Origin of the sequence: Psychrobacter sp. AOP7-A1-24, assembly GCF_052376235.1 — a bacterium.
In the GTDB taxonomy this organism is placed as follows: domain Bacteria; phylum Pseudomonadota; class Gammaproteobacteria; order Pseudomonadales; family Moraxellaceae; genus Psychrobacter.
In genome coordinates this window covers 1-24,350 of sequence record NZ_JBQSVM010000022.1, presented here as the reverse complement: position 1 = coordinate 24,350, position 24,350 = coordinate 1, and the positions used below count along the sequence as shown (strand labels likewise).

21 protein-coding genes are annotated in these 24,350 nt (G+C 42.4%); 4 read left to right on the top strand and 17 right to left on the bottom strand.

Annotated features, from left to right (window positions below):
* Nucleotides 1-201 precede the first annotated feature (201 nt).
* From ACT3QQ_RS08990 to ACT3QQ_RS08935, 12 genes are all read right to left on the bottom strand, one after another.
* Nucleotides 202-2,166 (bottom strand): sensor histidine kinase, encoded by a 1,965-nt coding sequence (locus ACT3QQ_RS08990; protein ID WP_444527743.1) that lies wholly within the window; start codon nt 2,164-2,166, stop codon nt 202-204.
* Between the two features lie 217 nt (nt 2,167-2,383).
* Nucleotides 2,384-3,805: a ribosome biogenesis GTPase Der gene (gene der, locus ACT3QQ_RS08985; RefSeq protein WP_444522376.1), complete on the bottom strand. Its 1,422-nt coding sequence runs from the start codon at nt 3,803-3,805 to the stop codon at nt 2,384-2,386.
* A gap of 383 nt (nt 3,806-4,188) precedes the next feature.
* Complete coding sequence (gene bamB, locus ACT3QQ_RS08980) at nt 4,189-5,397, bottom strand: outer membrane protein assembly factor BamB (protein ID WP_444527742.1); 1,209 nt, start codon at nt 5,395-5,397, stop codon at nt 4,189-4,191.
* A gap of 146 nt (nt 5,398-5,543) precedes the next feature.
* Nucleotides 5,544-6,338, bottom strand: coding sequence for a YfgM family protein (locus tag ACT3QQ_RS08975; protein ID WP_444527741.1), 795 nt, complete (start codon nt 6,336-6,338; stop codon nt 5,544-5,546).
* Between the two features lie 70 nt (nt 6,339-6,408).
* On the bottom strand, nt 6,409-7,698 hold the full coding sequence (hisS, locus tag ACT3QQ_RS08970; protein WP_444527740.1) for a histidine--tRNA ligase: 1,290 nt from the start codon (nt 7,696-7,698) through the stop codon (nt 6,409-6,411).
* A gap of 123 nt (nt 7,699-7,821) precedes the next feature.
* The gene (ispG, locus tag ACT3QQ_RS08965; RefSeq protein WP_444519385.1) at nt 7,822-8,937 is read right to left on the bottom strand and encodes a flavodoxin-dependent (E)-4-hydroxy-3-methylbut-2-enyl-diphosphate synthase; all 1,116 of its coding nucleotides are present in this window, start codon (nt 8,935-8,937) and stop codon (nt 7,822-7,824) included.
* A gap of 116 nt (nt 8,938-9,053) precedes the next feature.
* Nucleotides 9,054-9,872 (bottom strand): helix-turn-helix domain-containing protein, encoded by an 819-nt coding sequence (locus tag ACT3QQ_RS08960; RefSeq protein WP_444527739.1) that lies wholly within the window; start codon nt 9,870-9,872, stop codon nt 9,054-9,056.
* On the bottom strand, nt 9,863-10,798 hold the full coding sequence (gene pilW, locus ACT3QQ_RS08955; RefSeq protein WP_444527738.1) for a type IV pilus biogenesis/stability protein PilW: 936 nt from the start codon (nt 10,796-10,798) through the stop codon (nt 9,863-9,865). The genes ACT3QQ_RS08960 and pilW overlap by 10 nt, the downstream gene beginning before the upstream one ends.
* A gap of 211 nt (nt 10,799-11,009) precedes the next feature.
* Complete coding sequence (gene rlmN, locus ACT3QQ_RS08950; protein ID WP_444527737.1) at nt 11,010-12,239, bottom strand: 23S rRNA (adenine(2503)-C(2))-methyltransferase RlmN; 1,230 nt, start codon at nt 12,237-12,239, stop codon at nt 11,010-11,012.
* 423 nt (nt 12,240-12,662) lie between these two features.
* Nucleotides 12,663-13,094, bottom strand: a complete 432-nt coding sequence (ndk, locus tag ACT3QQ_RS08945; protein WP_201567108.1) for a nucleoside-diphosphate kinase — start codon at nt 13,092-13,094, stop codon at nt 12,663-12,665.
* Between the two features lie 333 nt (nt 13,095-13,427).
* Nucleotides 13,428-14,717 (bottom strand): adenylosuccinate synthase, encoded by a 1,290-nt coding sequence (locus tag ACT3QQ_RS08940; RefSeq protein ID WP_444527736.1) that lies wholly within the window; start codon nt 14,715-14,717, stop codon nt 13,428-13,430.
* A 198-nt stretch (nt 14,718-14,915) separates the two neighbouring features.
* A complete protein-coding gene (locus tag ACT3QQ_RS08935) occupies nt 14,916-16,214 on the bottom strand; it encodes an ATP phosphoribosyltransferase regulatory subunit (protein WP_444527735.1) in 1,299 nt (432 codons plus the stop codon).
* Between the two features lie 488 nt (nt 16,215-16,702).
* Between ACT3QQ_RS08935 and ACT3QQ_RS08930 the strand changes: the two genes are divergently transcribed.
* Both ACT3QQ_RS08930 and corA read left to right on the top strand, forming a co-directional pair.
* Nucleotides 16,703-17,092 (top strand): DUF2237 family protein, encoded by a 390-nt coding sequence (locus ACT3QQ_RS08930; protein ID WP_444519379.1) that lies wholly within the window; start codon nt 16,703-16,705, stop codon nt 17,090-17,092.
* A gap of 162 nt (nt 17,093-17,254) precedes the next feature.
* Nucleotides 17,255-18,409 (top strand): magnesium/cobalt transporter CorA, encoded by a 1,155-nt coding sequence (gene corA, locus ACT3QQ_RS08925; RefSeq protein WP_444527759.1) that lies wholly within the window; start codon nt 17,255-17,257, stop codon nt 18,407-18,409.
* A 90-nt stretch (nt 18,410-18,499) separates the two neighbouring features.
* Here corA and ACT3QQ_RS08920 read toward each other — a convergent pair whose 3' ends face one another.
* A complete protein-coding gene (locus ACT3QQ_RS08920; protein ID WP_444527734.1) occupies nt 18,500-19,018 on the bottom strand; it encodes a phosphate-starvation-inducible protein PsiE in 519 nt (172 codons plus the stop codon).
* 101 nt (nt 19,019-19,119) lie between these two features.
* The gene (gene folD, locus ACT3QQ_RS08915; RefSeq protein WP_444527733.1) at nt 19,120-19,998 is read right to left on the bottom strand and encodes a bifunctional methylenetetrahydrofolate dehydrogenase/methenyltetrahydrofolate cyclohydrolase FolD; all 879 of its coding nucleotides are present in this window, start codon (nt 19,996-19,998) and stop codon (nt 19,120-19,122) included.
* A 323-nt stretch (nt 19,999-20,321) separates the two neighbouring features.
* Here folD and rluB point away from each other — a divergent pair, with 323 nt between their 5' ends.
* The gene (gene rluB, locus ACT3QQ_RS08910) at nt 20,322-21,248 is read left to right on the top strand and encodes a 23S rRNA pseudouridine(2605) synthase RluB (protein WP_444527732.1); all 927 of its coding nucleotides are present in this window, start codon (nt 20,322-20,324) and stop codon (nt 21,246-21,248) included.
* 140 nt (nt 21,249-21,388) lie between these two features.
* Here rluB and ACT3QQ_RS08905 read toward each other — a convergent pair whose 3' ends face one another.
* From ACT3QQ_RS08905 to ACT3QQ_RS08895, 3 genes are all read right to left on the bottom strand, one after another.
* Nucleotides 21,389-21,934, bottom strand: coding sequence for a hypothetical protein (locus ACT3QQ_RS08905; protein WP_444527731.1), 546 nt, complete (start codon nt 21,932-21,934; stop codon nt 21,389-21,391).
* A 40-nt stretch (nt 21,935-21,974) separates the two neighbouring features.
* Nucleotides 21,975-22,640, bottom strand: coding sequence for a hypothetical protein (locus ACT3QQ_RS08900; RefSeq protein WP_444527730.1), 666 nt, complete (start codon nt 22,638-22,640; stop codon nt 21,975-21,977).
* Between the two features lie 176 nt (nt 22,641-22,816).
* Nucleotides 22,817-23,560, bottom strand: a complete 744-nt coding sequence (locus tag ACT3QQ_RS08895) for a hypothetical protein (RefSeq protein ID WP_444527729.1) — start codon at nt 23,558-23,560, stop codon at nt 22,817-22,819.
* Nucleotides 23,561-23,705: 145 nt separating this feature from the next.
* Here ACT3QQ_RS08895 and ACT3QQ_RS08890 point away from each other — a divergent pair, with 145 nt between their 5' ends.
* Nucleotides 23,706-24,308: a LysE/ArgO family amino acid transporter gene (locus tag ACT3QQ_RS08890; protein ID WP_444527728.1), complete on the top strand. Its 603-nt coding sequence runs from the start codon at nt 23,706-23,708 to the stop codon at nt 24,306-24,308.
* The last annotated feature ends 42 nt before the right edge of the window (nt 24,309-24,350 follow it).

The window sequence follows — 24,350 nt, the reverse complement described above, 5'->3', positions numbered from 1 at the left end:
TTTAGAAAGTAATACTGGTCAAAAACCGTTTAAAAAGACGCCGTAAAGCAGGCGTCTTTTTTATTTTTATATTTACTCTAATTAGAAAGGGCGTTGGTAGTAAGGTAGTAGTGAGGTAGTAGTCAAGAGACGAAAGACATTCTTAGTAGAATGTCTATGACTGACGACCAGAGAAAACAGATCTCATAAATAGAAATACGACTAAACCAACCATTGTTTTAATAGGTCGCTTAACGCTTTTTCTTTATAGGTAGCAATATGACAGTAATCAACGCCAGCTGCTTTTAAACCATACTCAAAACTGTCTACATAGCGCGCCCGATGCTGTGGATACCAATATACCAATAACGCGCGATGCTCACTCTTACTACCTTCATTACGTTCATACTGACGCACTCGCTTGGCCAGTAGTTCTGCATTTTCTGGAAAAACATCTTCAGCAAACATTACCATGTCAACTTTTTGCTTACGCATTCCCTCTATGACAAGTTGAGAGCTTTGACGACAAATAATTGTAGCTCCTAAATACTCCAGTTCATCCAATAAAGAGCCTGTCTCATGATAGTAATAATAAATAATCGTTAGGCCAGACAATAAGCGCTGCTGTTTTGATTGCTGTTGATTGGGCATCGCTATGGTCAGCGTAAACTGTGTACCCACGCCAAGCACACTATCGACATCAATAGTGGCACCCATAAGCTGTGCCATTTGTCTAACAATTGGCAAGCCAATTCCTGAGCCTTCGTACTGGCGTGTTTGCGACGAATCTACCTGAAAAAACGGATTAAATATATCGTCTAGGTGTTCATTATCGATACCAATACCCGTATCCTTCACGCTAATCTGCCACCGATTACTCTTATTAAAATGTGTCAGTTGCGACGTAATCGTAACTTCTCCGACAGGCGTAAATTTAATGGCATTGTTGAGCAGTATTGATAGTATCTGATATATTTTTTCTGAATCACCGTATAAGCTATAGTCTATATGATGAATATTACTGATTAATCTCAAGCTCTTTTGATTAGCTGTATTTTCAAACTTGGCTAGCAGATCGGCGATTAACTGTAATGGGTTAAACTCATTTTTATGGATTTTTATCTGACCTTTTTGGATTTGGTTCAGCTGTATAATATGATCTAAAGACAATACCAATTTATCACTGCCACTACTGATAATCTCTATCGCGTCTTTTTGCTCTGTACTTAGAGTCTCATGCTCCAATAGTTGTAAACCGCCTACAATTGCATTCAATGACGTTTTTAACTCATGAGAAATCATGCTTTGAAAATTGTGCAACTGCACATCAAGTGACACATCTTTGTTGTGCAATTGCTGCTCAAAAGCCGCAAGAGTCTCATAACCTTGTCTTGCTTCTTGCAGACGATTAAACAACACGATCAATGCTTTTCTAATTTGGGTCAGTTCTTGAAAATTGAATTGCTGTTGAATAACTGGAAGTTGCTCTAGATCTGCGTTATTTGTGACAATATCACAAACATGAGTCAATGCTTCAATATCCTTGACTGGCCAATTAAGCTTCCTAAATATATATAAAGCAAAAGCAACAATCATCATCACTATTGACAGCCATAACCAAAGGATATTCTGGAACCAATGTAAACGTAGCAACTCTACATCCATCGTAATATTGATATAACCAATCAATGTACTATTTTCAGTCACCACCCCAGACGACGAATCTGGCGCTGATGATTCGCTCATAATATCTGATAGAGCCATTGTGAGCTGTTGATCAGAGTCAGAGTTACTAGATACTGCACTACTAGTATCAATGTCTTTACTAACCACTGGATAATTAAAGCTGACAGTGTGCGCAAATAGAGCATTTTTCCAGTCATCAAGCGACGGATTTACCGCTCCAATTGACTCAGAGGTTGCATAGAATACAATACTTTGAATAGTCGGCTCGCTTTCCAACAAGATATTAACTTGTTCAGCCACAACATCTGCCCCATCAGCAGTCGATGCGCTAATCGTTAATAAAGATGCTAGCTGTTGAATATGCTGGCTTTTTTCTTGATAGTGATGCACTAAACCATAAATAAAAGGCAATAAAAAGCCTGCTAGCACTGCCAATACGACAGCTTGTATGACAGAACGCCAGATAAGTACAGGAATGGTTTGAGACGAACGGTTGTTCATATCACTCTACTGAGTCGCGGGCAGCTTTCATTTATAGTACAGGTATTTTAAAGATGTGATAAGTAAAACATTTGAATATTTTTTAAGGCGCTAAGGCTAAGCAAGATAACCACTTAGGAGAGCAAACTATAGTCTTTTAATAGAAAAATGTCATCACGCTATCGAACGCAATGACATTAATCACAAAAATTAAGATATGAAGCCCAAAATACTAGAATTAACGAGGCTTTTTATCCTTGGTGGTAAATTTCTGTGATCTATTACGCTCACGTTGACGCAATTGCTGTGCTTTGGCTTTAGTCGGCGTATCGCTCTTGTTAGCATATGGATTATCATTTTGCTTCAAGATCACATTAAGCGGTGTGCCTTCTAGCTTAAATACTTGACGGAATTGATTCTCTAAATAACGTTGATAGCTCTTAGGAAGCGCGCTGGTTTGGTTACCATGAATCACAATAACGGGTGGATTGTGGCCACCAATATGCGCATAACGCAACTTAATACGACGACCAGCAATGGTCGGTGGCGGATTGGCCGTCACAGCATCTTGCAAAATCTGAGTCAAACGGTTGGTCGATACTTCAAACATCGAAGATTTATGTGCACGCAAAATAGACGGGTATAAATTACCGACACCTGTACCATGCAATGCTGAAATCAAATGTATTTTTACATAGGGAATAAAGCTAAAACGGCGATCCATTTCAAGTTTGATATAGTCTCTTTGATCTTGCGTTAGACCATCCCATTTATTGATCGCAACGACCAATGCTCGACCAGCATCGAGCGCATAACCAATCATATGCAAATCCTGATCAACGATACCCTCATGAGCATCAATGACAATGACGGTTACGTTAGAATCTTCAATCGCTTGCAAAGTCTTGATGACAGAGAATTTTTCTACTTTTTCATCGATTTTACCACGGCGGCGTACACCAGCAGTGTCAATCAAAACATAGTCTCGACCTTCACGCTGATAAGGAATATAAATACTATCACGCGTCGTACCTGGCATATCGTACACTACTACTCGGTCTTCGCCTAACAAGCGATTTACCAGCGTCGACTTACCAACGTTTGGACGACCGATAATGGCAAGCTTCAAGCCTCTTGGCTCTACTACATTATCTTGCTCAGGCATATCAGCCGTTAGCACTTCAAGCAAGTTACCTACACCGCGACCATGACTGGCTGCCATTGGATACGGCTCGCCCAAACCTAAGGCATAAAACTCAGCAGGTGCAGCATCGTGTACGCCATCAACTTTATTGGCAACGACATAGACAGGCTTGCCTAATGTATGCAAAAACTTACCAATTTCAGCATCAGCGCCGATCATACCCGCACGAGCGTCAACGACAAATACAATGATGTCGGCTTCATGAATCGCTGTATGCGATTGCTCAGACATATAGTCATCGATATTGCCGCTACCATCGTCAGCTTCACCGATACCACCTGTATCTACAACGATAAAGGATTTTTCCTCATAAACTGCATCACCGTACTGACGGTCACGAGTCAATCCTGAAAGGTCAGCGACCAATGCCTGCCGACTCTTTGTGAACTGATTAAATAAGGTGGATTTACCGACGTTTGGACGACCAATTAAGGCGACCACAGGCTTGATACTCATGGGTTACTCTCAGTGAAAGGCACAATGACGGGCAGTACAGTTATTCTTATAACCAGTGACATAATAATAGTAATAGATATGCTGCAATTGACCGTGAATTAAAATGAATGATAAAACAATAGCAAAAACAATAGATGGCTATTTTACGATTAGAAATAATATATAGGACGGCTCATTATACATAAATAAGTAGTATATATGGATAGCACATCGGTCGCATAGAGTACGCGAAAGCCTATGTTTAAACAAGCAATTTACACAAGGCACTAAACGCTGACTAAGCAGCGTTTGTTTTTCATAAATGACAATCAAGAATAGGCTTAACAGTTATAGTGAAATATTACACTTCGTTAATCACCGATAAGCATTCATTTGTAAAAGTGTTAGCGTACTAACTGCCAGATAGCCACTTGTCCTGAGGTGCTTTGAGTCATTAAGCGGCTACCTTGGACTTGCAAGTTGGTCAGCACACCTTTAGTCTCTACGCGGCTAACGATGCTACCCGTAGCAGGGTCAAACAGATGCACCACACCATCGAGGTCGCCAATGGCGATATAGTTTCCAATCATCACAGGATTGGTTAGGTCACGATAAGCCAATTCGTCACTTTCCCATAGTGTCTCGCCACTGTTTCGATCATAAGCAACTACTTTGCCTTCTAGACTAGTAGCAATGACTTGCTGAGTATTTACCGCAAGTGATTTGAGGCTCGCAATTTCATTAACAAACATCACTTGACGCGAGGCCAAATCAATACCTAATAGCTGACCACTATAACTAATCGCAAACAACTGATTTTTATCTACGATAGGTTTGCCATCGACATCACTCATGCGCTCAACTTCACTACTACCAGTGCCTACACCAACACGTCTTGACCATAGCGGAAGACCATTATCGACGGTAATTGCATGCAGACGACCATCAGCGGTAGCCAAAAGTGCTGTTTCATTGTCTAATAGAGTTGGCGCAGCGCTACCGCGAACGCTAATAGCAGGTACTTGAGTCGCAAACTGCCATACTGATTGTCCAGTTTGCAGCGACAAACCATGTAAGAAACCATCGTTCGCTGATAGTACGACACGGTTATTAGTAATCAGTGCTGGCGTCAAAACCGAACCTGATAACTGCTGCTGCCAACGCTTTGCACCAGTCGTGCTATCAAACGCCATGACCTTACCACCACGAGTACTAATGATGGCTGTCTGACTCAATTCGTCTACTGCAACGCCGCCAGTGATTTGATCGTCAACATTGATTGACCACATACGCTCGCCTGTACTATTGAACCCTGATAGCTCACCACCGCGTGAGGCAGTAACGATTTGATTACTAGCGTAACCAACTTGCAGATCTAGCGGATCTTTTTTGCTGGCTTTTTTGTTGCCAACATCTGTACTAAAAACGGGCTGTAGTACGCTAATCGGCTGAGCGATTTGTACCAACTCTACCGGATCATTAACAACAGGCTTAATACCGCGATTACATCCAATCACTGCTGTGCTCATGACTGCCAGTACAGCCACATGCATGACTGTCTTTTTGATAGTTTTCGTGTTTAACATTTTGCTAGAGCGAATAGATTGAGTCATTGTATGTTCTCACTACAGATAAATTATTATTAATTGGTAAATTGGCCAACAGCAAATTAGTAATCATTAGGTTATATGGAAAAAGAGCTTTGGGTGATTACCAACTCTCAATAATATACTACTGACTTAATGTCTAGCCTGCTAACTTACTGTCCTGCTTCGACAGCGACTTCATTCGAACTATCCATCACCAGCGACGGCTCAGGAGCAGATGGTTCTTGAATAAGGCTGGTCTGCTCAGCAATTGGTTCAGCCGTGATACCCAAGCTCTCCATCTTTAGTGCCAATACTGCACGCGTTTCTTGGCGACTACGTAATAGCTCCCACGCGTTACTATAAGATTTAATCGCTGAGTCTTTATTATCCTGCGCTAAGTAAATATCCCCTAGCAGCTCCTGCTGACTTGCTTCGAACGAGTTTGGCATGTCATTGTTTGCTTCTGCCAGTGCAGCATCTGTATCGCCTGCGGCCAACAGCGTCTTTGCATAGCGTAGACGAGTAATCGCTTCTAAACCAGCATCACCCAAATCGATAGCCAATGCTTTTTTGAAGGTCTCAGTCGCTGCTGCAAAATCATCGCTGTCGACTTGTTGACGTGCTTTTATCATCAGCGCCTGCCATGCGTAAACCGACTCACCATGCGTGTTGACCAAAGCATCGATATCTTTGTCTAGCTGGCTACGACTCTGGGTAAGCGCTTCTTGAGCTTCTGCTTCCAAATCTGGATTTTGTGAGGCTAAGTTGACTTCTTCATTTAGCTGCTGAATATCAGCATACTGATCGGCGGCGACGGTATCTACTCGAGCATGATTGTCTTGCCAGTATGTCCAGCCAAAATAGGCGGCCAATGCTAACAAAATCGCAGTGACGATATAACTACCATATTGCTTTAAGTTTTGCATGGAGTTATCTGCATTCGGCGAATTAGGTGTCAGAGCCATATATATTTACCTGATAAAATTTACATTAAGTTGCTGATGCCACAAGTAAAGCTGATTGGTCAAAAACCGACTAGCGACGAGAAAAGTTCTCTGTAGTCGATAGCCAATCTTGTGCGACCGTCTTTTGCTCACCTGTCTGCATATCTTTAATACTAATCGTATTATCATCCAGCTCTTGCTGTGCAATGATGACTGTCAGTGCCGCGCCTGACTTATCCGCCTTTTTCATTTGTGCCTTTAGACTTGTGGCACTAGCCATCTTTACTCGTACGTCTGGACGACTGTGACGCAAGTTTTGTGCATAGCTTATACCAGCACTGTATACCTCAGGATGAGCAACAACAAATACATCACAAGCTGGTATATCAGCAATCGGCGCTACTGCTTCTATCAGTAGTAATAGACGCTCAAGTCCCATTGCAAAACCAACACCAGGCTCAGATTTGACTGGTTTATTGCCATCTGTACCGATTGATTTCAACTGACCTACTAACCCATCATAACGACCACCAGCACAAACGGTGGCTTGGCTTCCAAGCTTATCTGTTACCCACTCAAATACCGTTTTATTATAATAATCAAGGCCACGTACTAAGTGCGGATTGATTTCAAAATCGATATTCAGCGCAGTCAGGTAGGTTTTGACCTGCTCAAAATGCGCCACACTCTCTTCACCCAAGAAGTCAGCAAGCTTTGGCGCATCCGCCAATACTGCTTGCGTACTCGAGTCTTTACTATCCAAGATACGCAAAGGGTTGGTCGTCAGACGACGTTTGCTATCTTCGTCTAGCTGGTCCTTTTTATCAGTCAAATAAGCGACTAATGCTTCACGATAAGCATAGCGCTCATCAAGCTCACCCAAACTGTTCAGTTGCAAACGCATCTCGTTGTTGAGATCTAATTCTTTCCACATCAGATGAGTCATCGCAATCAGTTCAGCGTCAGCATCTGGTAATGCACTACCGAAGCTTTCGACACCTAATTGATGGAACTGGCGATAGCGACCTTTTTGTGGACGCTCATAGCGGAACATCGGGCCAATGTACCAAAGCTTAGGCGTGTCACCACGTAGCAAGTTATGCTCGATAACTGCACGTACTGCACCTGCTGTACCTTCAGGACGTAGTGCTAATGGTGTTGGTGGCTCAGACTTGTCCGTAAAACTGTACATTTCTTTTTCGACGATGTCAGTAGCGCCGCCAATAGCACGGGCAAACAAATCAGTTTGTTCAACGATAGGCAAGCGAATATGCTCATAACCATACCTACCAAGCACATCAGCCAATATCGCTTCTAGATGCAGCCACTTTGCTGATTGGTCAGGCAAAATATCATTAAAACCTTTGATAGCTTTGATCATGGTACGGTCGTATCCTTAAATGTTTAACAGGTATTCTATTATTGTCGTTTGTATACTCAAACAAACGTTATATCTGACTGATGTTGTGACGGTATAATCTAACGTATCAATCTATTTTATGGCTTATTTTACGCGAATGATTTCATTCTCACGCTTTTTTGCCAAATCTTCTGCATGGGCGCGAACCATACCTTCTATTTCATCGACCAGATTACCTGTATCGATAAGATGGCTTTTTTCACCCATACGATAGACCAATGATCTAGGTGCAGCACCAACGATACCAATATCCGCTTCTTTTGCCTCTCCTGGACCATTAACCTTGCAGCCAATCACAGATAGGTCCATCGGTTCGCGAATATCTTCTAAACGCGACTCTAATGCTGTCATTACTTTAATCACATCAAACTCTTGACGTGAGCAGCTTGGACAAGCGATAAAGTTTACACCGTTCGAACGAATATTAAGCGATTTTAAGATATCAAAACCAATCTTAATCTCTTCTTCAGGCTCGGCTGCTAAGGAGATACGAATAGTGTCGCCAATACCATCTAGCAATAAACCACCTAGCGCGATAGCTGATTTGACGGCACCAGTACGATAGACACCTGCTTCAGTCACCCCTAAATGTAATGGGTTATCAATTTGCGCTGATATCAAGCGATAAGCATCCAGTGTCAAAAACACATTGCTGGCTTTAACAGATACCTTGTACTGGTCAAAATTCAGACGCTCTAAAATATCAATATGGCGCATTGCCGACTCTAGCATTGCCTCGCCAGTTGGCTCAGTATACTTGCGCTGTATGTCTTTTTCTAAAGAGCCAGCATTCACGCCAATACGAATCGGAATATTGTGATATTTAGCACAAGCGACCACTTCACGTACCTTAGCATCGCTACCAATGTTGCCAGGATTAATTCGTAAACAGTCAGCGCCTGCTTCAGCAACTGCCAAAGCGATTTTATGATCAAAATGCACATCAGCGATCAAAGGCACGCTTACCAATTTGCGAATTTCACCAAAGGCTTTAACGGTATCCATTGTTGGCGTTGATACGCGCATTAAATCTGCACCTGCTTCGACACAGCGCTCGATCTGAGCGACCGTCGCTGCTACATCACAGGTATCAGTGTTGGTCATGCTCTGTACGCTAATTGGTGCATCACCACCAACCGCGACATCACCGACATAGATTTTTTTGGTCTGACGACGATTAATAGGCGATGGCATTGACATACATAAATCCTTGAATCAAAAATAGAAAAGCTCTAGGCCTTTGTATATATAATATAAACCAGCTCAACCAACACATTCATATGTGATGCACTCAAATTTGGCGCTTATATAACTGACTATGGCGCCAATTCAAAAGCAGCCTGCTTATCTGTTGCATACGTATCTAGTGCAACTGGTTGTTGATTGAGCATCAAACTCACATTGTCGATATTATCAATTTTTACATTAAACGGTGGCATACCAGATAGGTCGTAATTACCCGCAGACTGGGCACCATTTATAAGACTGTTTTCGTCAGCATCCGTGATGCTAACCACAGCGTCATCTGTCAATATAAGGTTTAGGTTAGCAGTCGTTGCAGCATCACCTAGATTCAATGCAGAGCCAGAAGCACCAACGCCACTCGCATCATTGTTTATGGCGGCACCTTGTGCTTGCTCTATTGCGGACATATCCTCAACAGCTGATACAGGCTCTTGGGTATTTTCTTTGCTAGCGTTACTCACCATACGAAATAAAAACACCGCCAAAATAATCAACCCGACAACACCTATGATCAATAGGGGGTTAAAGCGGATGCGGTTATGAGTATCACGCTGCAAAGTCCCCATTGGACGTAGTGGCGTGTCGATATTACTGGCTGACTTGGCCTTTAACTCGTTGGGGTAAGCGGCATCAAAACTACTAGCAATTTTGGCTGAATCTAAGCCCAAATATTTGGCATAGTTAATCGCAAAACCACGAGCAAACGCAGCCTGTGGTAGCTCCGCGAAGTTTTCATTTTCTAGTGCTTCTAGATGACGCTTGAGAATAAACAGCTCGGCCGCCGCTACCTCTAAAGTTACTTGCTTGTTTTTACGGGCTTGCTGCAACACGGCACCAAATGATCCCTGCGCGTTAGATTGAGTGTTAGATGATGGGGTGATCATTTCCATGGTGCCTCTGGATTGTTAAGCCAAGTCTTAAGTTGTTTTGCTTCATCACTTAATGGGTAAGCGGATAAAAGCTGCTGTGCCAATTGCTGGCGCGTAGTTATATTATTTTGTGCTGCTGCAAGCTTTATACCTTGTAAGAGCAAGCGCGGACTAACACCCTGCCCCTGCACCAATATCAGAGTCTCATCATACAGTCTCTGTGCCTGCGGTACACGCTGTTGTTCAAGCAATAAATCTACCAGTTCGATATGAGCAATAATACTATTACGATTGCCATCAAGTGCGCGTAAAAATGCTTTTGAAGCGGCACTATTATCACCTAATTGTAGATAAGTACGACCTAGGTTCTCTAGCGCACCAATACGGCCTTCATAGCCTAGCGACGCGCCTGCAATCTCAAACTGTTCTGCCGCTTCACGGTAGCGCTTTGTCTGTGACAAATATACGCCATAATTATTGTGTGCTTGTGCAAAGTCTCTATCTAGCGCGATAGCTTTTTTGAAGTACTGATCGGCTTTGGCTAGATTGATACGACTGCCTTCTTGCTGCAACAAAACGCCCATCATATCATAGGCTGGCGCATAACGGCTATCGGCAGCAAAGGCTTTTTCAAGCTGCTGCTGCGCAGTGTCGAGTTCATTTTTGCGGATGTATTGCGCAGCAAGTGAGGTACGCACACGGGCGATTTCCTGCTGATCTAAATTTCGATCATTGCTAGCGCGCGTAGATGTTTGATAAGAAGAGTTGCCTAGCAAATCATTAGTCGGTGTGTTCTGGCAGCCACTTAATACAAGGACGCCAAACACCACCGATAGCACTGTACGCTTTGGTAAAGCAGTTTGGGCAGCACTGATACTTAACTGCTTATGAAACTTAGAAAATGATTTTTGATGTTTGAACTGACAAGAATTTTTAGAAGTCATCATAGCCGCCATCATAAAACTGGGATTCAATGCGTTCGATCAAAGAAACATCAGTTTAATAGATTTAACCCCTTTAAGTACAATTTAGTTGTTATTAATTGCCGCATTCCATAGTCTCGACCGTCATTGCTACATTTTCTTACCATTGCGACAGAAAAAAGACAGTTAAAATGCAATATCAGTCAGATATAACGCTCATTTGCTAGAAAACTTACTAAACACTTTCACGATCTTTGATACTCTGCTGCCATGCGGCTGAGCGTCTAGTGCGATCGGCAACTTGTCCAACCAACTGACCACAAGCGGCATCAATGTCATCACCACGTGTTTGACGAATCGTACAAACAAAACCAGCTTCGCTTAATATATTGCTAAACGCATGGATGCGGTTGTTGCTTGATTTGTCATACGGTGCATGTGGGAACGGATTGAAAGGAATAAGGTTAATCTTGCTTGGTAACCCGTCCAATAACGCAACCAACTGATGCGCATGCTCATTGCTATCATTGACGCCGTCAAGCATCACATACTCGATCGTGACGTGTTTCTTATGACGTGGATTAACATCATAAACATAGTTTTTTGCCGCTGCAATCAGCTCTTCTAGCGGATATTTTTTGTTAATAGGTACTAGCTCATTACGCAGTTCATCATTTGGCGCATGTAATGAAATAGCCAATGCCACATCGATGTCTTGTGCTAGCTGATACATTTTCGGGACGACACCAGAAGTCGATAATGTGACACGGCGCTTTGACAATCCGTAAGCATGATCGCTTAGCATCAGCTCCATTGAACCAACCACAGGTTTATAGTTCAATAGCGGCTCACCCATACCCATCATCACCACATTGGTAACATTATTTTCCCATAGGCTATGATCAATGTTTTCTAAGCTTTCATTTTCATCCGTCATATATGAAGCATTAGCGACCCATAACTGACCGATAATTTCAGCCGCACTCAAGTCACGCTCAAACCCTTGCTTGCCTGTACTACAGAAACTACAGTCTAGCGCACAGCCTACTTGCGAAGACACGCATAGTGTTTTACGACCATTTGACTTACTGTCATCTGCAGGAATAAGCACCGTCTCAACCAATGAGCCACCAGTAACTTCAAATACCCACTTACGCGTACCATCATCACTATATTGACGATGAATCACTTTGGGCGGAACCACACAAGCATTAAGTGACAGTTTGTCCCGCAATGACTTGCTCAAATTCGTCATTTGCTCAAAATCTGTCACGCCATGCTGATATATCCACTTAATTACCTGAGTGGAACGAAATGGTTTTTCACCAATGCTCTTGAAGTAATCAGCCAGTTGCGCTTGTGACATACCCAATAGATTGGTTTTGGCATGTGCCTCATCTACTAGTTTAATACTATCAGTAATCTTAGCAGGTACGTGCTGAGTAGGTGCTTGAAAAGTTGACATAATAGGTAACCTTTTTGCAGAAGCTTAGATAAGCGGTGCAATTATTTATATGGGCTTTGCCATACATACATGGGTGCATGAGCAATCCGCTATGAGCGCAGTTTTTCAGCTTGACAAATACCAATTAATAAATTAGCCATTGATAAAAAATATGCTGATAAGGGATTGATAACGCTAAGTAAAATTAATAATGAGGTAAGTCATCGACAATTTCAATGAATAATAGCTAAAACGGCCTATACCCATAAGATATAAGCCGTCTCGCAAACCAATTACAAACAACCAATGTTGTCAATAATTCGTCTATAGCCAAATAAACATAAAACTTATACAAGTAAGATTAGCTTAAATCGTAGCTGTCTTATTATAGCAGTTACTACAAACAAATCGAACGCCGTAAAAGCTTATCTTTTATTTACTATATTAGCGTGTACGTGCACAAACTTCATCATCACTGAAGAAGTAGCTGATTTCACGTGCTGCTGACTCAGCTGAATCTGAACCATGTACTGCGTTTTCATCGATGCTGCTAGCGAAGTCAGCACGGATAGTGCCTTCAGCAGCTTCTTTTGGGTTAGTTGCACCCATGATTTCACGATGCTTAGCAATAGCGTTTTCGCCTTCTAGTACTGATACCAATACTGGACCTGACATCATGAAAGATTTTAGATCGTTGTAGAATGGACGCTCAGCGTGCTCAGCGTAAAAACCGCCTGCTTTTTCATCATCAAGTTGTAGCATTTTAGCTGCAACGATTTTTAGACCAGCTTGTTCAAAACGGCTGTAGATAGCGCCGATGTGGTTGCCAGCAACTGCGTCAGGTTTGATGATAGATAAAGTACGTTCGTTAGCCATGAGAAGCTCCTAATAGATGATAAATTCAATAAAATATATAAAAATTAATGCGTTGTTTTTGCTTTGGCCACAATGTTGACTTGGACTGTTTTGCACAACTCATGGTATATCAATGTATAACCATAAGCGCCAACATAGGATTGCTGCCTATTATAATGATTAAGGCTACAAATGATAGGGTTAATTTATGACCATACCTTGCAAAAAAGTAAATTCATTGTTCATTAGTCATTGATAATGCTATAAGTTCTAACAAAAGCAAAAACCCCAACGCTCAGCATTGGGGTTCTATCACTGATACTAGAAACTATTTAATCAAGTTTGTAGTAAAAATTAAGCGTCGTACGGATCACGTAATACGATAGTCTCTTCACGATCAGGACCGGTTGAGATAATATCAACTGGGCAACCGATCAATGCTTCGATACGCTTGATATATTTTTTAGCGTTTTCTGGAAGCTCATCATAGTTCGTAATACCAACGGTAGACTCGCTCCAACCTTGCATTGTTTCGTACTTAGGCGTAACTGACTCATAGAATTCAGCATCATGTGCGCCTGCACACTCAGTCTCAGGTAAGTTGTAACCCACACCGATTAGCAATTCTTCAAGACCATCTAGTACGTCAAGCTTGGTCAAGCAGATACCTGACATAGAGTTAAGTACTACGGCACGGCGTAATGCTTCAGCATCAAACCAACCACAGCGACGTGCACGACCAGTTGTCGCACCAAACTCATGACCAACTTTGGCTAAGTGAGCACCAACATCATCGAACAGTTCAGTTGGGAACGGACCACTACCAACGCGCGTGGTATACGCTTTCGTGATACCAAGTACGTAATCTAAATATAATGGACCAATACCAGTACCAGTAGACACGCCACCAGCGGTTACGCTTGAGCTAGTAACAAACGGATACGTACCATGATCGATATCTAGCAATGTACCTTGAGCACCTTCAAACATAAGATGTTTGTCAGCCAGACGCAATTGATTTAGGTCTTCAGTTACATCAGTAACCATACCTTTGATTTCTTCTTTCCACTCTTTACACAGCTTGAGTGTCTCATCAAAATCAATTGCTTCAACTTTATAGTACTCAGTTAGTTGGAAGTTATGATATTCGATTAGGTTACGTAGCTTTTCTTCTAGATCTTCACGGAACAAATCAGCAAGTTTAATCGCACGACGTGCTACTTTGTCTTCGTATGCAGGGCCGATACCGCGACCTGTTGTACCGATCTTACCAGTGCCACGCTTGGCTTCACGAGCTTGGTCAAGGGCCACATGGTAAGGCATAATAAGTGGGCAGTTAGGAGAGATACGTAGGCGCTCACGTACAGGTACGTTGTTTGTCTCTAATTCTTTCATCTCTTTTAGTAGTGCGTCAGGTGCTAACACCACACCATTACCGATGAAGCAAGTGACGCCTTCACGCAAGATACCTGATGGAATCAAATGCAAGACAGTGGTTTTGCCATCGACAACCAACGTGTGACCAGCATTATGACCGCCTTGAAAGCGGGCTACTGCTGAGGCTTTTTCGGTAAGTAAATCAACGATTTTACCCTTACCTTCGTCGCCCCATTGGCTACCCAAAACTACAACATTCTTACCCATGATCAATCCTTACCTTATATATTGAGGTGTGTGCAATAAAAGCTGGAAAACTAAACTGACTTTCTTAGCTATATCTTTGTATCTCAGTGTTTCATGAAATAGAAACCCTGAGATATCTAACGAATAATTCTGCGTTCTTATAATATGTACTAAATACTGTTGACGGTGTGTGCCATTCAGTGGTCTATTATCAGAGAGTTAAACAGTCTGTAATTGCCATTGACTGTCAGCAGACATACTCAAACGATGCGTAACATCATCTGGACTGTCCTGTGCATCTAACGGCATAGTGACTCGATAGCCTTGCTGACGTAGACTCTCCACTTGCTGTAATAGCGTCTGCATCTCATCTGTATTTGCATTAGTCAAAGCAGCAAAATCAACTAGGACAACGGTTGGCGCATCTAGCTGTGTATGCGCCAGCAAGCGGCTGACATCCATACTGAAGCCTGTGGCCGCGCGTAACGTTTGCGTCTGACTTTGCATACCATCAAAACGACCACCACGTACTAATGGCTGCGTTTCGCTATTGATATAACCATTAAATACGATACCAGTATGATAGTGATAACCTGATAGCTCAGTCACATCAATACTGACTGGGCACTGCCATTGATCTTGTAGATAGGTTTTCAAACGCTGTAGCTCGTCGATTGCCGTCGCGATCTGACCGTCTTGCTGCGCTGTATTTGATAATTTGGCTAATAGATTTGCGATATCGTGACCAAAGCGTGCCAACACATAAAAATCATCACCCATTGGTAAGCTACGGCAAACACGCTTAAGCTCTGGTAGGTTTTTATTGGCATACAAGTACATCAGTTGCTCAGTATCACTGTCTGATAGTTCGGCCAATTCGGCCAAGCGTTTGAATATCGCTACGTGACCCAAATCGATATGAAGCGCTGCACTCATATTGAGCTTATTCACCATCGTAAACAGCACGTCTATCAGCTCTATATCTGCCGCTAGTGACGCACAGCCAAATATCTCAGCACCTAATTGTAGAGGCGTACGTGAGCCAAACAGACCTGATGGCAAGGTATGAATCACATCACCAACATAGCAATAACGTGCAATACCCGTACCGCCCCAATGCGCATCGATACGCAAAATCTGCGGCGTAATATCAGCGCGTACGCCCATTAGACGACCCGTCAACTGATCGATAATTTTAAAGGTTTGACGTTTTAGATCTTCTGATGCATCACTTAGCAAAGACTCAGTAAACTCAATCATCGGTGGGCAAACCAACTGATAACCATGAGTAATAAGCTGCTCGATTAACTGATGTCTAAGCACTTCTTGCTTATGCGCATCTTCAAATAGGACATCCACTACCCCATCAGGCAACAACCAACTATTAGCAACATCACTGCCAAAGTTGCTTAAGTATGGCATGCGATTGGGTGCAGCACTATTTTCGGCAGGCTGAGACACTGTTTCGTTGGTAGAATTTGGCTGGGCAGGTTTTGCAGAATCAGAACTAACAGACACAATAAATCCTTGTTTGGCGTATCGCTTACCAAAAACGCGGTACTGATGCGGTACTTAAAGAGTGATTTGCCGAGTATTGACGCTGTGTGTATTTATTTTTAACGCGCAACATCATTGACCCAATTATTTATAAACAAACCAGGTAACCGCAAAAGGGTGAATAATAAGTATAATTTAGAATGATAAGACGAGTATCTTTTTGCGCTAAAAAATTGCGACAAATAATCAAGGCACTTTATGCTTTAGTTTAGCATAGCACTCAAGGTTCGCCTAGTGACAATTAGCCACAATCACTATCTAATTACAGTTCAATTGCCGCTTATTAGCTTAGTAGATATAACAGTCATCGTTGATGTATTTGGCTCAATATTAGGTGAATTGTCGAGAGGTTTGTTTTTTGTTATCCATAAGATAATGAGCGCGATTATGGCAGCATCTTCGGTACAGACTCATGATACACTAACACATATTTTCATCTCGGAAGCCTTATGTCATCTGATTACCACCCAAACCCTGCCATCAACCAAACCAATGTCTTAGGCACCGCACTTGCCAGCTGTTGCTTCGATCCTATCACTGGCTATTATCGCAATGGTTTTTGTCATACTGGCAACCATGATGTCGGTCAACATACTGTTTGCGCCAAGATGACCAGCGAGTTTTTAAACTTCTCTGCCAGTCGCGGTAATGACCTGATCACCCCGCTACCTGAGTACAACTTTTCTGGTCTCAAACCTGGCGACTACTGGTGTATCTGCGCCCTGCGTTGGGTTGAAGCATTAGACTTCGACATCGCACCGCAAATAAAGCTAGAAGCGTGTCATGAAAGTCTATTGGCGTTGGTAGATATCGATACGCTAAAAAGCTATGCCCTATAGAAAGCTATACCCTATAAATAGTATTAGCATACGATAAAACCATAGCAAAGCTCACAGTATATTTGGATTATTGAAGTTTTTTATTATATGACAGGAAAGTATATGGAAAATGATAATAATCAACTGATCAAAAAAGCAGCTCATATTGCCCCTGATTCTAATATGAATCATATCTATGCCAATATGAATGACAAGCATCTTTATTTGGACGATGATGATAGTTATATTTATGGGGATGTGGACGCTACTACTGAGGATACTATCGAGACCATGACAGTCTACGATCCTGACTCAGAACGCTATGAAGACATTGATTCATCAAGTGCAGATGAGGTGGTCAATTGCTACGCTTACTCACGTAAAACAGGTGAAAACCTTAATAGAGTGGCGCTCAATGATGTGAGTCGTACGCTAGGTAATAATGGTCAATTTATTTGGCTTGGACTATACGACCCAAGCTTAGAAACCATGGTCAAAGTAAAAGAAGCCTTTGACCTGCATGAGCTAGCGATTGAAGATGCTTTTGCTGATCATCAACGTGCCAAGGTCGAAAACTACGACAATGATATGGTCTTTGTAGTACTACGTACAGCCAAACTCGAAGACAATGTCATTCGTTATGGTACGACTGCGATATTTATGGGTAAGAACTACCTCATTACAATTCGCAATGGCCCTTCAAATTCTTATGCACCAGTACGTGAGCATTGCCACCGTCGCCCCGAAAAGCTACGCATGGGCCCTATCTTTGTACTGCATGCTATCCTCGATTTTATCGTTGATAACTATATGCCAATTACCGATAGATTGGGCCGCTACCTGCGCGAACAGGAGGGCTATGTATTTACCTCTGAGTTTGATAAAGGCACGCTAAAAAACCTCTACGAGCTCAAGTCGCAACTGGTACATATGCGCGCTATTATTTTACCTGTACAAGACATCTGTAGCTTTTTTATCAATCACAAAAAGAGTGAAATTGTCTCTGGGTTTTCTCAAGCGGCTAAGCCTTACTTTCGCGATGTTAACGATCACCTCTTACACTCAATAGATGCAATTAACGGTCTTAATGAAATGCTGAGCGTGGTGATGAATACCTACATGGCGATGGTCAATATGGGTCAGAATGAAGTCGTGCGTAAGCTCGCTGCATGGGCCGGTATCCTAGCCGTACCAACTGCTATCGCTGGTATCTATGGTATGAACTTTGATTTTATGCCTGAGCTGCATTGGAAGTATTCATATCTTTTCATCATGGCCATTATTATCGCCTTGTGTAGCTACCTGTATTACAACTTTAAAAGACTTAAATGGTTGTAGTACCAAACGCTTCTCATAGAACTAAATAGCATAAAAAAGAGCAACCACTGGCCGCTCTTTTTTATGTTGTTATCTAATTGTTCACGGCTATTATTCGCGGCGATGATTGGTATGGCTATCGGGCGATTGAGCATTGTCAGGCAATAGTGCTTTAACCGTTAGGTTTGCATGCTGTTTATCCAGATTATCCTCTGGACGACCAAACGTTTTTGCCGTCCAAGTGAGCACTACGATAGCGCCGCTCAATAGCATAATAGCCACAGAAATTGTCGCTAGCAGCCATAAATGAAAATAGTCTGAAACTGCTTGTACATCAACCACCAAATGTCGTGACAAGGCAGTGATAGCAATAAATATCAGAAACTGTACTGGCAAACGATGGGTTTTAAAATAAATACCTATCATAGCCAGTAGCTCAAGGTAAATAAATAACATCAATATGTCTTTTAGATCCGCTGAGCCTTTTTGGATGATACCAACGAACTCTTTTCCTGCGGTCCAAACGACAACCACACTGATTAGAAATAAAATAACGTAATGACAGACATCAACAAACCCTCTACCAATACCTTGTAGTCGCTCATGAACACCTACGTTTTTTTTAGCCATGTTTAGGTCCTATCAACTGAAATGTGGTTGATTTAGCCTGAAGTCTATGTTACCTCAGGCCCCCTTATATATCGGCAATCAGTATTCGTATGACTATCTTTTTAGCCGTTGTTCAAACCCGCTGATTTTTCAGCAGCATCAACGGTTTGGCGAATAAGCGTATTGATAGTCATTGGGCCAACGCCACCTGGTACTGGCGTATAAGCACTGGCAATATTTTCCATGCCTTTCATCTCGATATCACCGACACCGCCATCATCTGTCGGATGAAATCCTGCATCGACGACGACGGCTCCTGATTTGACCCACTCCGCTTTAATCAGCTCAGGTACACCCACCGCACCAACTACGATATCAGCACGCTTAATGTGCGCTGCCAGATCTTGAGTTCTTGAATGGCAAATAGTCACCGTACAGTTAGCATTCAATAGCATCATCGCCATTGGTTTACCTAAAATAGCACTACGCCCTACGACTACTGCCTCTTTGCCCGACAATTCGATATTATGATGCTCTAATAGGTGCATGATACCCTGCGGTGTACATGAGCCATAAGCTGATTGCTGCATCGCCATACGACCAAAACCAAGACAAGTCACGCCATCAACATCTTTTGCTAGGTCAATCTGCTCAAAGCAAGCACGCTCATCAATATGCTCAGGAACAGGATGCTGTAGCAAAATACCATGCACATCTGGATTGCTGTTCAACTCATCTATCTTTGCCATGAGCTGCTCAGTGGTCGTGACACTTGGCATCTCAACGCGTATAGAGTCCATGCCAACACGCTTACAGGCGTTGCCTTTCATACGGACATAAGTCGCAGAGGCAGGATCGTCACCAACCAATATCGTCGCTAAACTTGGGGTGCGGCCAGTCTTATCCTTAATCGTATCTACGCGCGTGCGCAGATCCTGTTCTATCTGTTTGGCAAGTGCTTTGCCGTCCAAAACGGTGGCGGATTCTTGGGCAGTAGACATAGTAACTCCAATAGAGGGTACGATATAAAAAAATAAAGACAGCGCGCGCAAATACTTTGCATGCCTGTCCTTTGCTTCGTCAATATTTGACTAAGAGTAATATTGTACCTGTGTACGTTACAAAATCCTAGCGTAAGATAAAGCCTGCACGCTGATAAATTTTTATAATAAGTGAATTAAACAGTATTACGTATTCATGAGTGACTACGTCATTAAGTAGTAAGGTATTGGTTTACGTGCTAAATTTGTTAAAATAGCGTAGAATAGCCAATCCAATTTTTTTACATTGAGAAATGTAAACCCACCGACTCAAGGTTATGATTATGAAAGATGAAAAATTACAGAAAGCACTCGCCCGTATGGGACTTGGTTCACGTCGTCAAATGGAAGAAGTCATCAAATCTGGCCGCGTAACAGTTAATAACGGTCCTGCGACCATCGGTGATCGTGTTTCGCAAGGTGATGAGATTCGCGTTGATGGCCGTCAAATCAAATACACTTCTGAAAATGAGAAGCGTCGCCGTGTTATTGCTTACTATAAGCCTGAAGGCGAAGTTTGCTCAGCTAAAGATCCAGAAGGCCGCCCAACTGTCTTTGAGCGTTTGCCAAAACTGACTCATGACCGCTGGGTAATGGTTGGACGTTTGGATATTAACTCAACTGGCTTATTGTTATTTACCAATGATGGTGAAATGGCACACCGCTTGATGCACCCATCTAGTGAAGTGACTCGTGAATATGCTGTACGTGTATTGGGTGAAGTGACGCCTGATATCGCACGTACGTTGACTGCTGGTGTCATGTTAGAAGATGGTGTCGCAAAATTTGAAGACATCAAAGAAGGCGGCGGCGAAGGTGTCAACAAGTGGTACCATGTCCAGCTAAAAGAAGGCCGTAATCGCGAAGTACGTCGTTTGTTTGAATCTCAAGGTCTAAAGGTTAGTCGTCTACTGCGTACACGCTATGGCACAATTGTTCTACCAAAAGAGCTACGTACTGGTCGTTTCTTAGAGCTTGATAAAAAAGAAATCAATACGTTGACGGACTTAGTCAGCTTGCGCCCACGTTATGGTACAGGTCTACATGGCGCAGCCAAAGAAAAACAAGAGCGTATTAGAAATAAACCACTCAAAGCGCGTCGTACTGATACCCGTAGCGATAACCGCAACAGCAGTGCTAAGCCTAAAAGTAGTGCTAGCCCTGCCAGCCGTGGTACACGCAACACCCGTGATCGCAATAATAAGCGCTAGCTGATTTGGTTTAATATTATTCTAAGTCTTAAATAGATTTGGGATAAACATACAAAAGCGGTCAATGATGAATAATCATTGGCCGCTTTTGTATGTCTCTTTTTTCAGGCGTTACAGTTGCTCAGTATAGATATAACAGCTCAGCTATCGTGACTATTAATATAGCGCTTCATAACTCGCAGCTCTTGTAGCTGCTCCTCGTCCATTTGGGCCAGTAATCTATCCAAACGCTTTTCGATGTTGTCTAAAACACTCTGCAATAACTCATTACCTTCCAGTCTCTTCTTACTACTCACACTGCTTGTATTCGTTAATTGGTAATGGGTGGCTAGCATTTCAGGTAGCCGTGTTTGCAACATTTTATTCAACACAAACTGCGCTTCTGTTATAGCTGGTGTCTTATATTGATTGTGTAGGGCTGTTTGATAAGCGTGATAACTGTTCATTTTTTCATCGATACGTTTTAGCTGACGCAGTTGCTGCTCTGATAAATTTTTTAAGTGCTGTTTATTTAACGTTAACCGCTGCCAATTTAATGTGGCTAATGATAAGGGCGCATCATAATCATGATAAGTAAGCACACCAGGTGATATACCGACAGCTTTATGAAAAGCTTGCCAGCCTTTTCTACCTAGATAAAAGGTGGTGACGGTCGTTACAATGCCAACGCCTATTAAAATACTCATATACGATTACTCTTTATCCTTTCACCATCCAACTTTGTATTTATAGCTTAATGTCTTCAGCGCTCACTTTTTCACCAGTCGGGCTTTCAATCGCTTGGATATTTACATCACTGCTAGTATCACTACTGGCATTGCTATCGGGCTTTTGAATACCTATATTAGTAGCAGGATTATCAAAGCGTTTTTGGAGATAGCGATTGGTTGCGAGTAGCTTTTGACCATCTTGGTGATAGGATGCGTTGAGCAGGACATCGAACTGTGTGTTAATCGTTTCAAGCACATCTAACAAAGCTTCTTTACCAGTGACATTAGAATGTTTAATTTTGGTAGTGTCAGCAAGCGAATCGTCTAAATCATGCAAGCGGCGATAATCAGCCACAGCAAGCGGTACGTGCCTATCCATCAAGTTTTGAATCATAATATAAGTTTCATTGACGGTATCTTTATCATCAATCTTGCCATCATTATTGGTATCGCCATACATGACACGCAGCTTTTCACCTTTTGTATTAATTTGCTCAAGAGCCGTCTTCACTTCGACGGGCAGGCTTTTTTCGGGTATATAACCCAATTGCGGCATCGCCTTATATTCGAGCATTTTGGGTGCTGTGACTTTTTTAATGCCACGATATCCTAGATATAACCCAGCTGCTGGCAACAGCCCATACAAAACAAACATTACGAACATCGCAGTCATTTGGGTCATTGTATTGTCCTTGTTACTTGTCAGAATCTCTTAACAAATTTCTTATAGTTGTTATTATTAAACAAAAAAATAAGGCTCTATTAAAGCCCTATATTGTTATGCACCGAGTTGATTGTATCTTTTGATAACACTTAACCTTTTCGAATGTACAAAAAAAGTGCTATTAAAAAAGATATTTAACTTTGCGTACGGCTTTTGACATAACGATGGGTAGAGGCAAGGCGGTTCAGAACCGTTTGATGCAACTCATCTAGTAACTCATCAAGCTCATAATCAATCTCCAAAAACAAATCTGTCAGCATATCACCAGCAGTCATCTTACCCTGCACCATATTATTTTTGGTACGATGCGGACTAAAACGTTGTAGCTGCTCATAATGATGCAATGCCTCAGGGATACTTTCGGAGACCAACTTATCGATGACGAACTGACGCTCATTATGTTGCTGCTGTTGCTGTTCGTTCAGCTCACTACTCCACTCACGATAGCGCTTTAGCTTACCGTTGATACGGTCTAATATCGCAACGGCCTCAATAGGCATAGCATTTAGGGTGGCCTCATCGACCACATCAACAAGCTCAGTCATAATCGGACAACGTCCATGTTTGAGATACCACAAAGTATCTGGGTCAAAAGGCGGTCTATTGGTTGGGCGCATTTGAGCATGATTACTCAGATAGCGATCGGTCAAAGGCGTGGATGATTGGCTATCACTCACTTGTGCCAACGCATCACATATGCGGTTTACACGTTCAGGTGGCGTCAGTGTAGAACGCCCGTGATTTGTTTGATTGCCATCATTACTAGCATCCTGTTCATGATCGACGCTCATCTCTTGAGCATTCTTTACTGCCAATGATGGTAGGTCATCCTGAGCTTGCCCAAATGACTGTAGCATTCTTGTCAAACTGACTACCATGACTTGCTCTGCCCCTCGTCTATTACACTCACATTGTGCGCATATTGCATACATTCGTTCAATAGCGTATCTTAACAGGTTTTTTCTGGTCTGCCAGTAATCAAAATGTCAACATTTCTATACTCCAACCGTTAAGCACCGTATTATGAATGCTCCCGATTATATTTCTGGCTTCCTGCTCGGCCTCTCACTTATCTTAGCGATTGGCTCCCAAAATGCCTTTGTACTCAAACAAGGCATCAAACGTGAACATATCTTTTTTATCTGTCTGTTTTGTGCGGTGAGCGATGCGATACTAATTTCGGCAGGTGTCGCTGGTTTTGGTGCTGTAACGGCTCGCTATCCGCATGCTGTTGACATAGCCAGACTGGCAGGCGCACTATTTTTGCTAGTTTACGGCTTGCAGAGCTTATATGCCAGCGTTAGAAAATCACATGCAATGACTGTCGAAGGACAAGTCGTGAGTAGCTTAAAAAAAGCCTTACTACTGTGCTTTGGTTTTACTTGGTTAAACCCGCACGTCTATCTAGACACATTGGTACTCGTCGGCATGGTCTCTACGGGTGCAAGCAGTAAATTGACGTTTGCCGCTGGTGCAGTTAGCGCTTCGTTCTTTTTCTTCTTTGCGCTTGGATATGGTGCGCGATTACTCAGGCCTTTATTTGCAAAGCCTAAGGCATGGAACATACTGGATGCTCTAGTAGGCATATTGATGCTGTACTTAGCTTGGCATTTATATAGAAGTTAGGCCGTGCCAAACATTTGCAAACGTAGCCGTTACGTATAACTT

Coding starts and splice junctions, on each gene's coding strand:
- ACT3QQ_RS08990 (WP_444527743.1), bottom strand. CDS start 2,166: ATGAACAACCGTTCGTCTCAAACCATTCCTGTACTTATCTGGCGTTCT.
- der (WP_444522376.1), bottom strand. CDS start 3,805: ATGAGTATCAAGCCTGTGGTCGCCTTAATTGGTCGTCCAAACGTCGGT.
- bamB (WP_444527742.1), bottom strand. CDS start 5,397: ATGACTCAATCTATTCGCTCTAGCAAAATGTTAAACACGAAAACTATC.
- ACT3QQ_RS08975 (WP_444527741.1), bottom strand. CDS start 6,338: ATGGCTCTGACACCTAATTCGCCGAATGCAGATAACTCCATGCAAAAC.
- hisS (WP_444527740.1), bottom strand. CDS start 7,698: ATGATCAAAGCTATCAAAGGTTTTAATGATATTTTGCCTGACCAATCA.
- ispG (WP_444519385.1), bottom strand. CDS start 8,937: ATGTCAATGCCATCGCCTATTAATCGTCGTCAGACCAAAAAAATCTAT.
- ACT3QQ_RS08960 (WP_444527739.1), bottom strand. CDS start 9,872: ATGGAAATGATCACCCCATCATCTAACACTCAATCTAACGCGCAGGGA.
- pilW (WP_444527738.1), bottom strand. CDS start 10,798: ATGATGACTTCTAAAAATTCTTGTCAGTTCAAACATCAAAAATCATTT.
- rlmN (WP_444527737.1), bottom strand. CDS start 12,239: ATGTCAACTTTTCAAGCACCTACTCAGCACGTACCTGCTAAGATTACT.
- ndk (WP_201567108.1), bottom strand. CDS start 13,094: ATGGCTAACGAACGTACTTTATCTATCATCAAACCTGACGCAGTTGCT.
- ACT3QQ_RS08940 (WP_444527736.1), bottom strand. CDS start 14,717: ATGGGTAAGAATGTTGTAGTTTTGGGTAGCCAATGGGGCGACGAAGGT.
- ACT3QQ_RS08930 (WP_444519379.1), top strand. CDS start 16,703: ATGTCATCTGATTACCACCCAAACCCTGCCATCAACCAAACCAATGTC.
- corA (WP_444527759.1), top strand. CDS start 17,255: ATGAATCATATCTATGCCAATATGAATGACAAGCATCTTTATTTGGAC.
- ACT3QQ_RS08920 (WP_444527734.1), bottom strand. CDS start 19,018: ATGGCTAAAAAAAACGTAGGTGTTCATGAGCGACTACAAGGTATTGGT.
- folD (WP_444527733.1), bottom strand. CDS start 19,998: ATGTCTACTGCCCAAGAATCCGCCACCGTTTTGGACGGCAAAGCACTT.
- rluB (WP_444527732.1), top strand. CDS start 20,322: ATGAAAGATGAAAAATTACAGAAAGCACTCGCCCGTATGGGACTTGGT.
- ACT3QQ_RS08905 (WP_444527731.1), bottom strand. CDS start 21,934: ATGAGTATTTTAATAGGCGTTGGCATTGTAACGACCGTCACCACCTTT.
- ACT3QQ_RS08900 (WP_444527730.1), bottom strand. CDS start 22,640: ATGACCCAAATGACTGCGATGTTCGTAATGTTTGTTTTGTATGGGCTG.
- ACT3QQ_RS08895 (WP_444527729.1), bottom strand. CDS start 23,560: ATGGTAGTCAGTTTGACAAGAATGCTACAGTCATTTGGGCAAGCTCAG.
- ACT3QQ_RS08890 (WP_444527728.1), top strand. CDS start 23,706: ATGAATGCTCCCGATTATATTTCTGGCTTCCTGCTCGGCCTCTCACTT.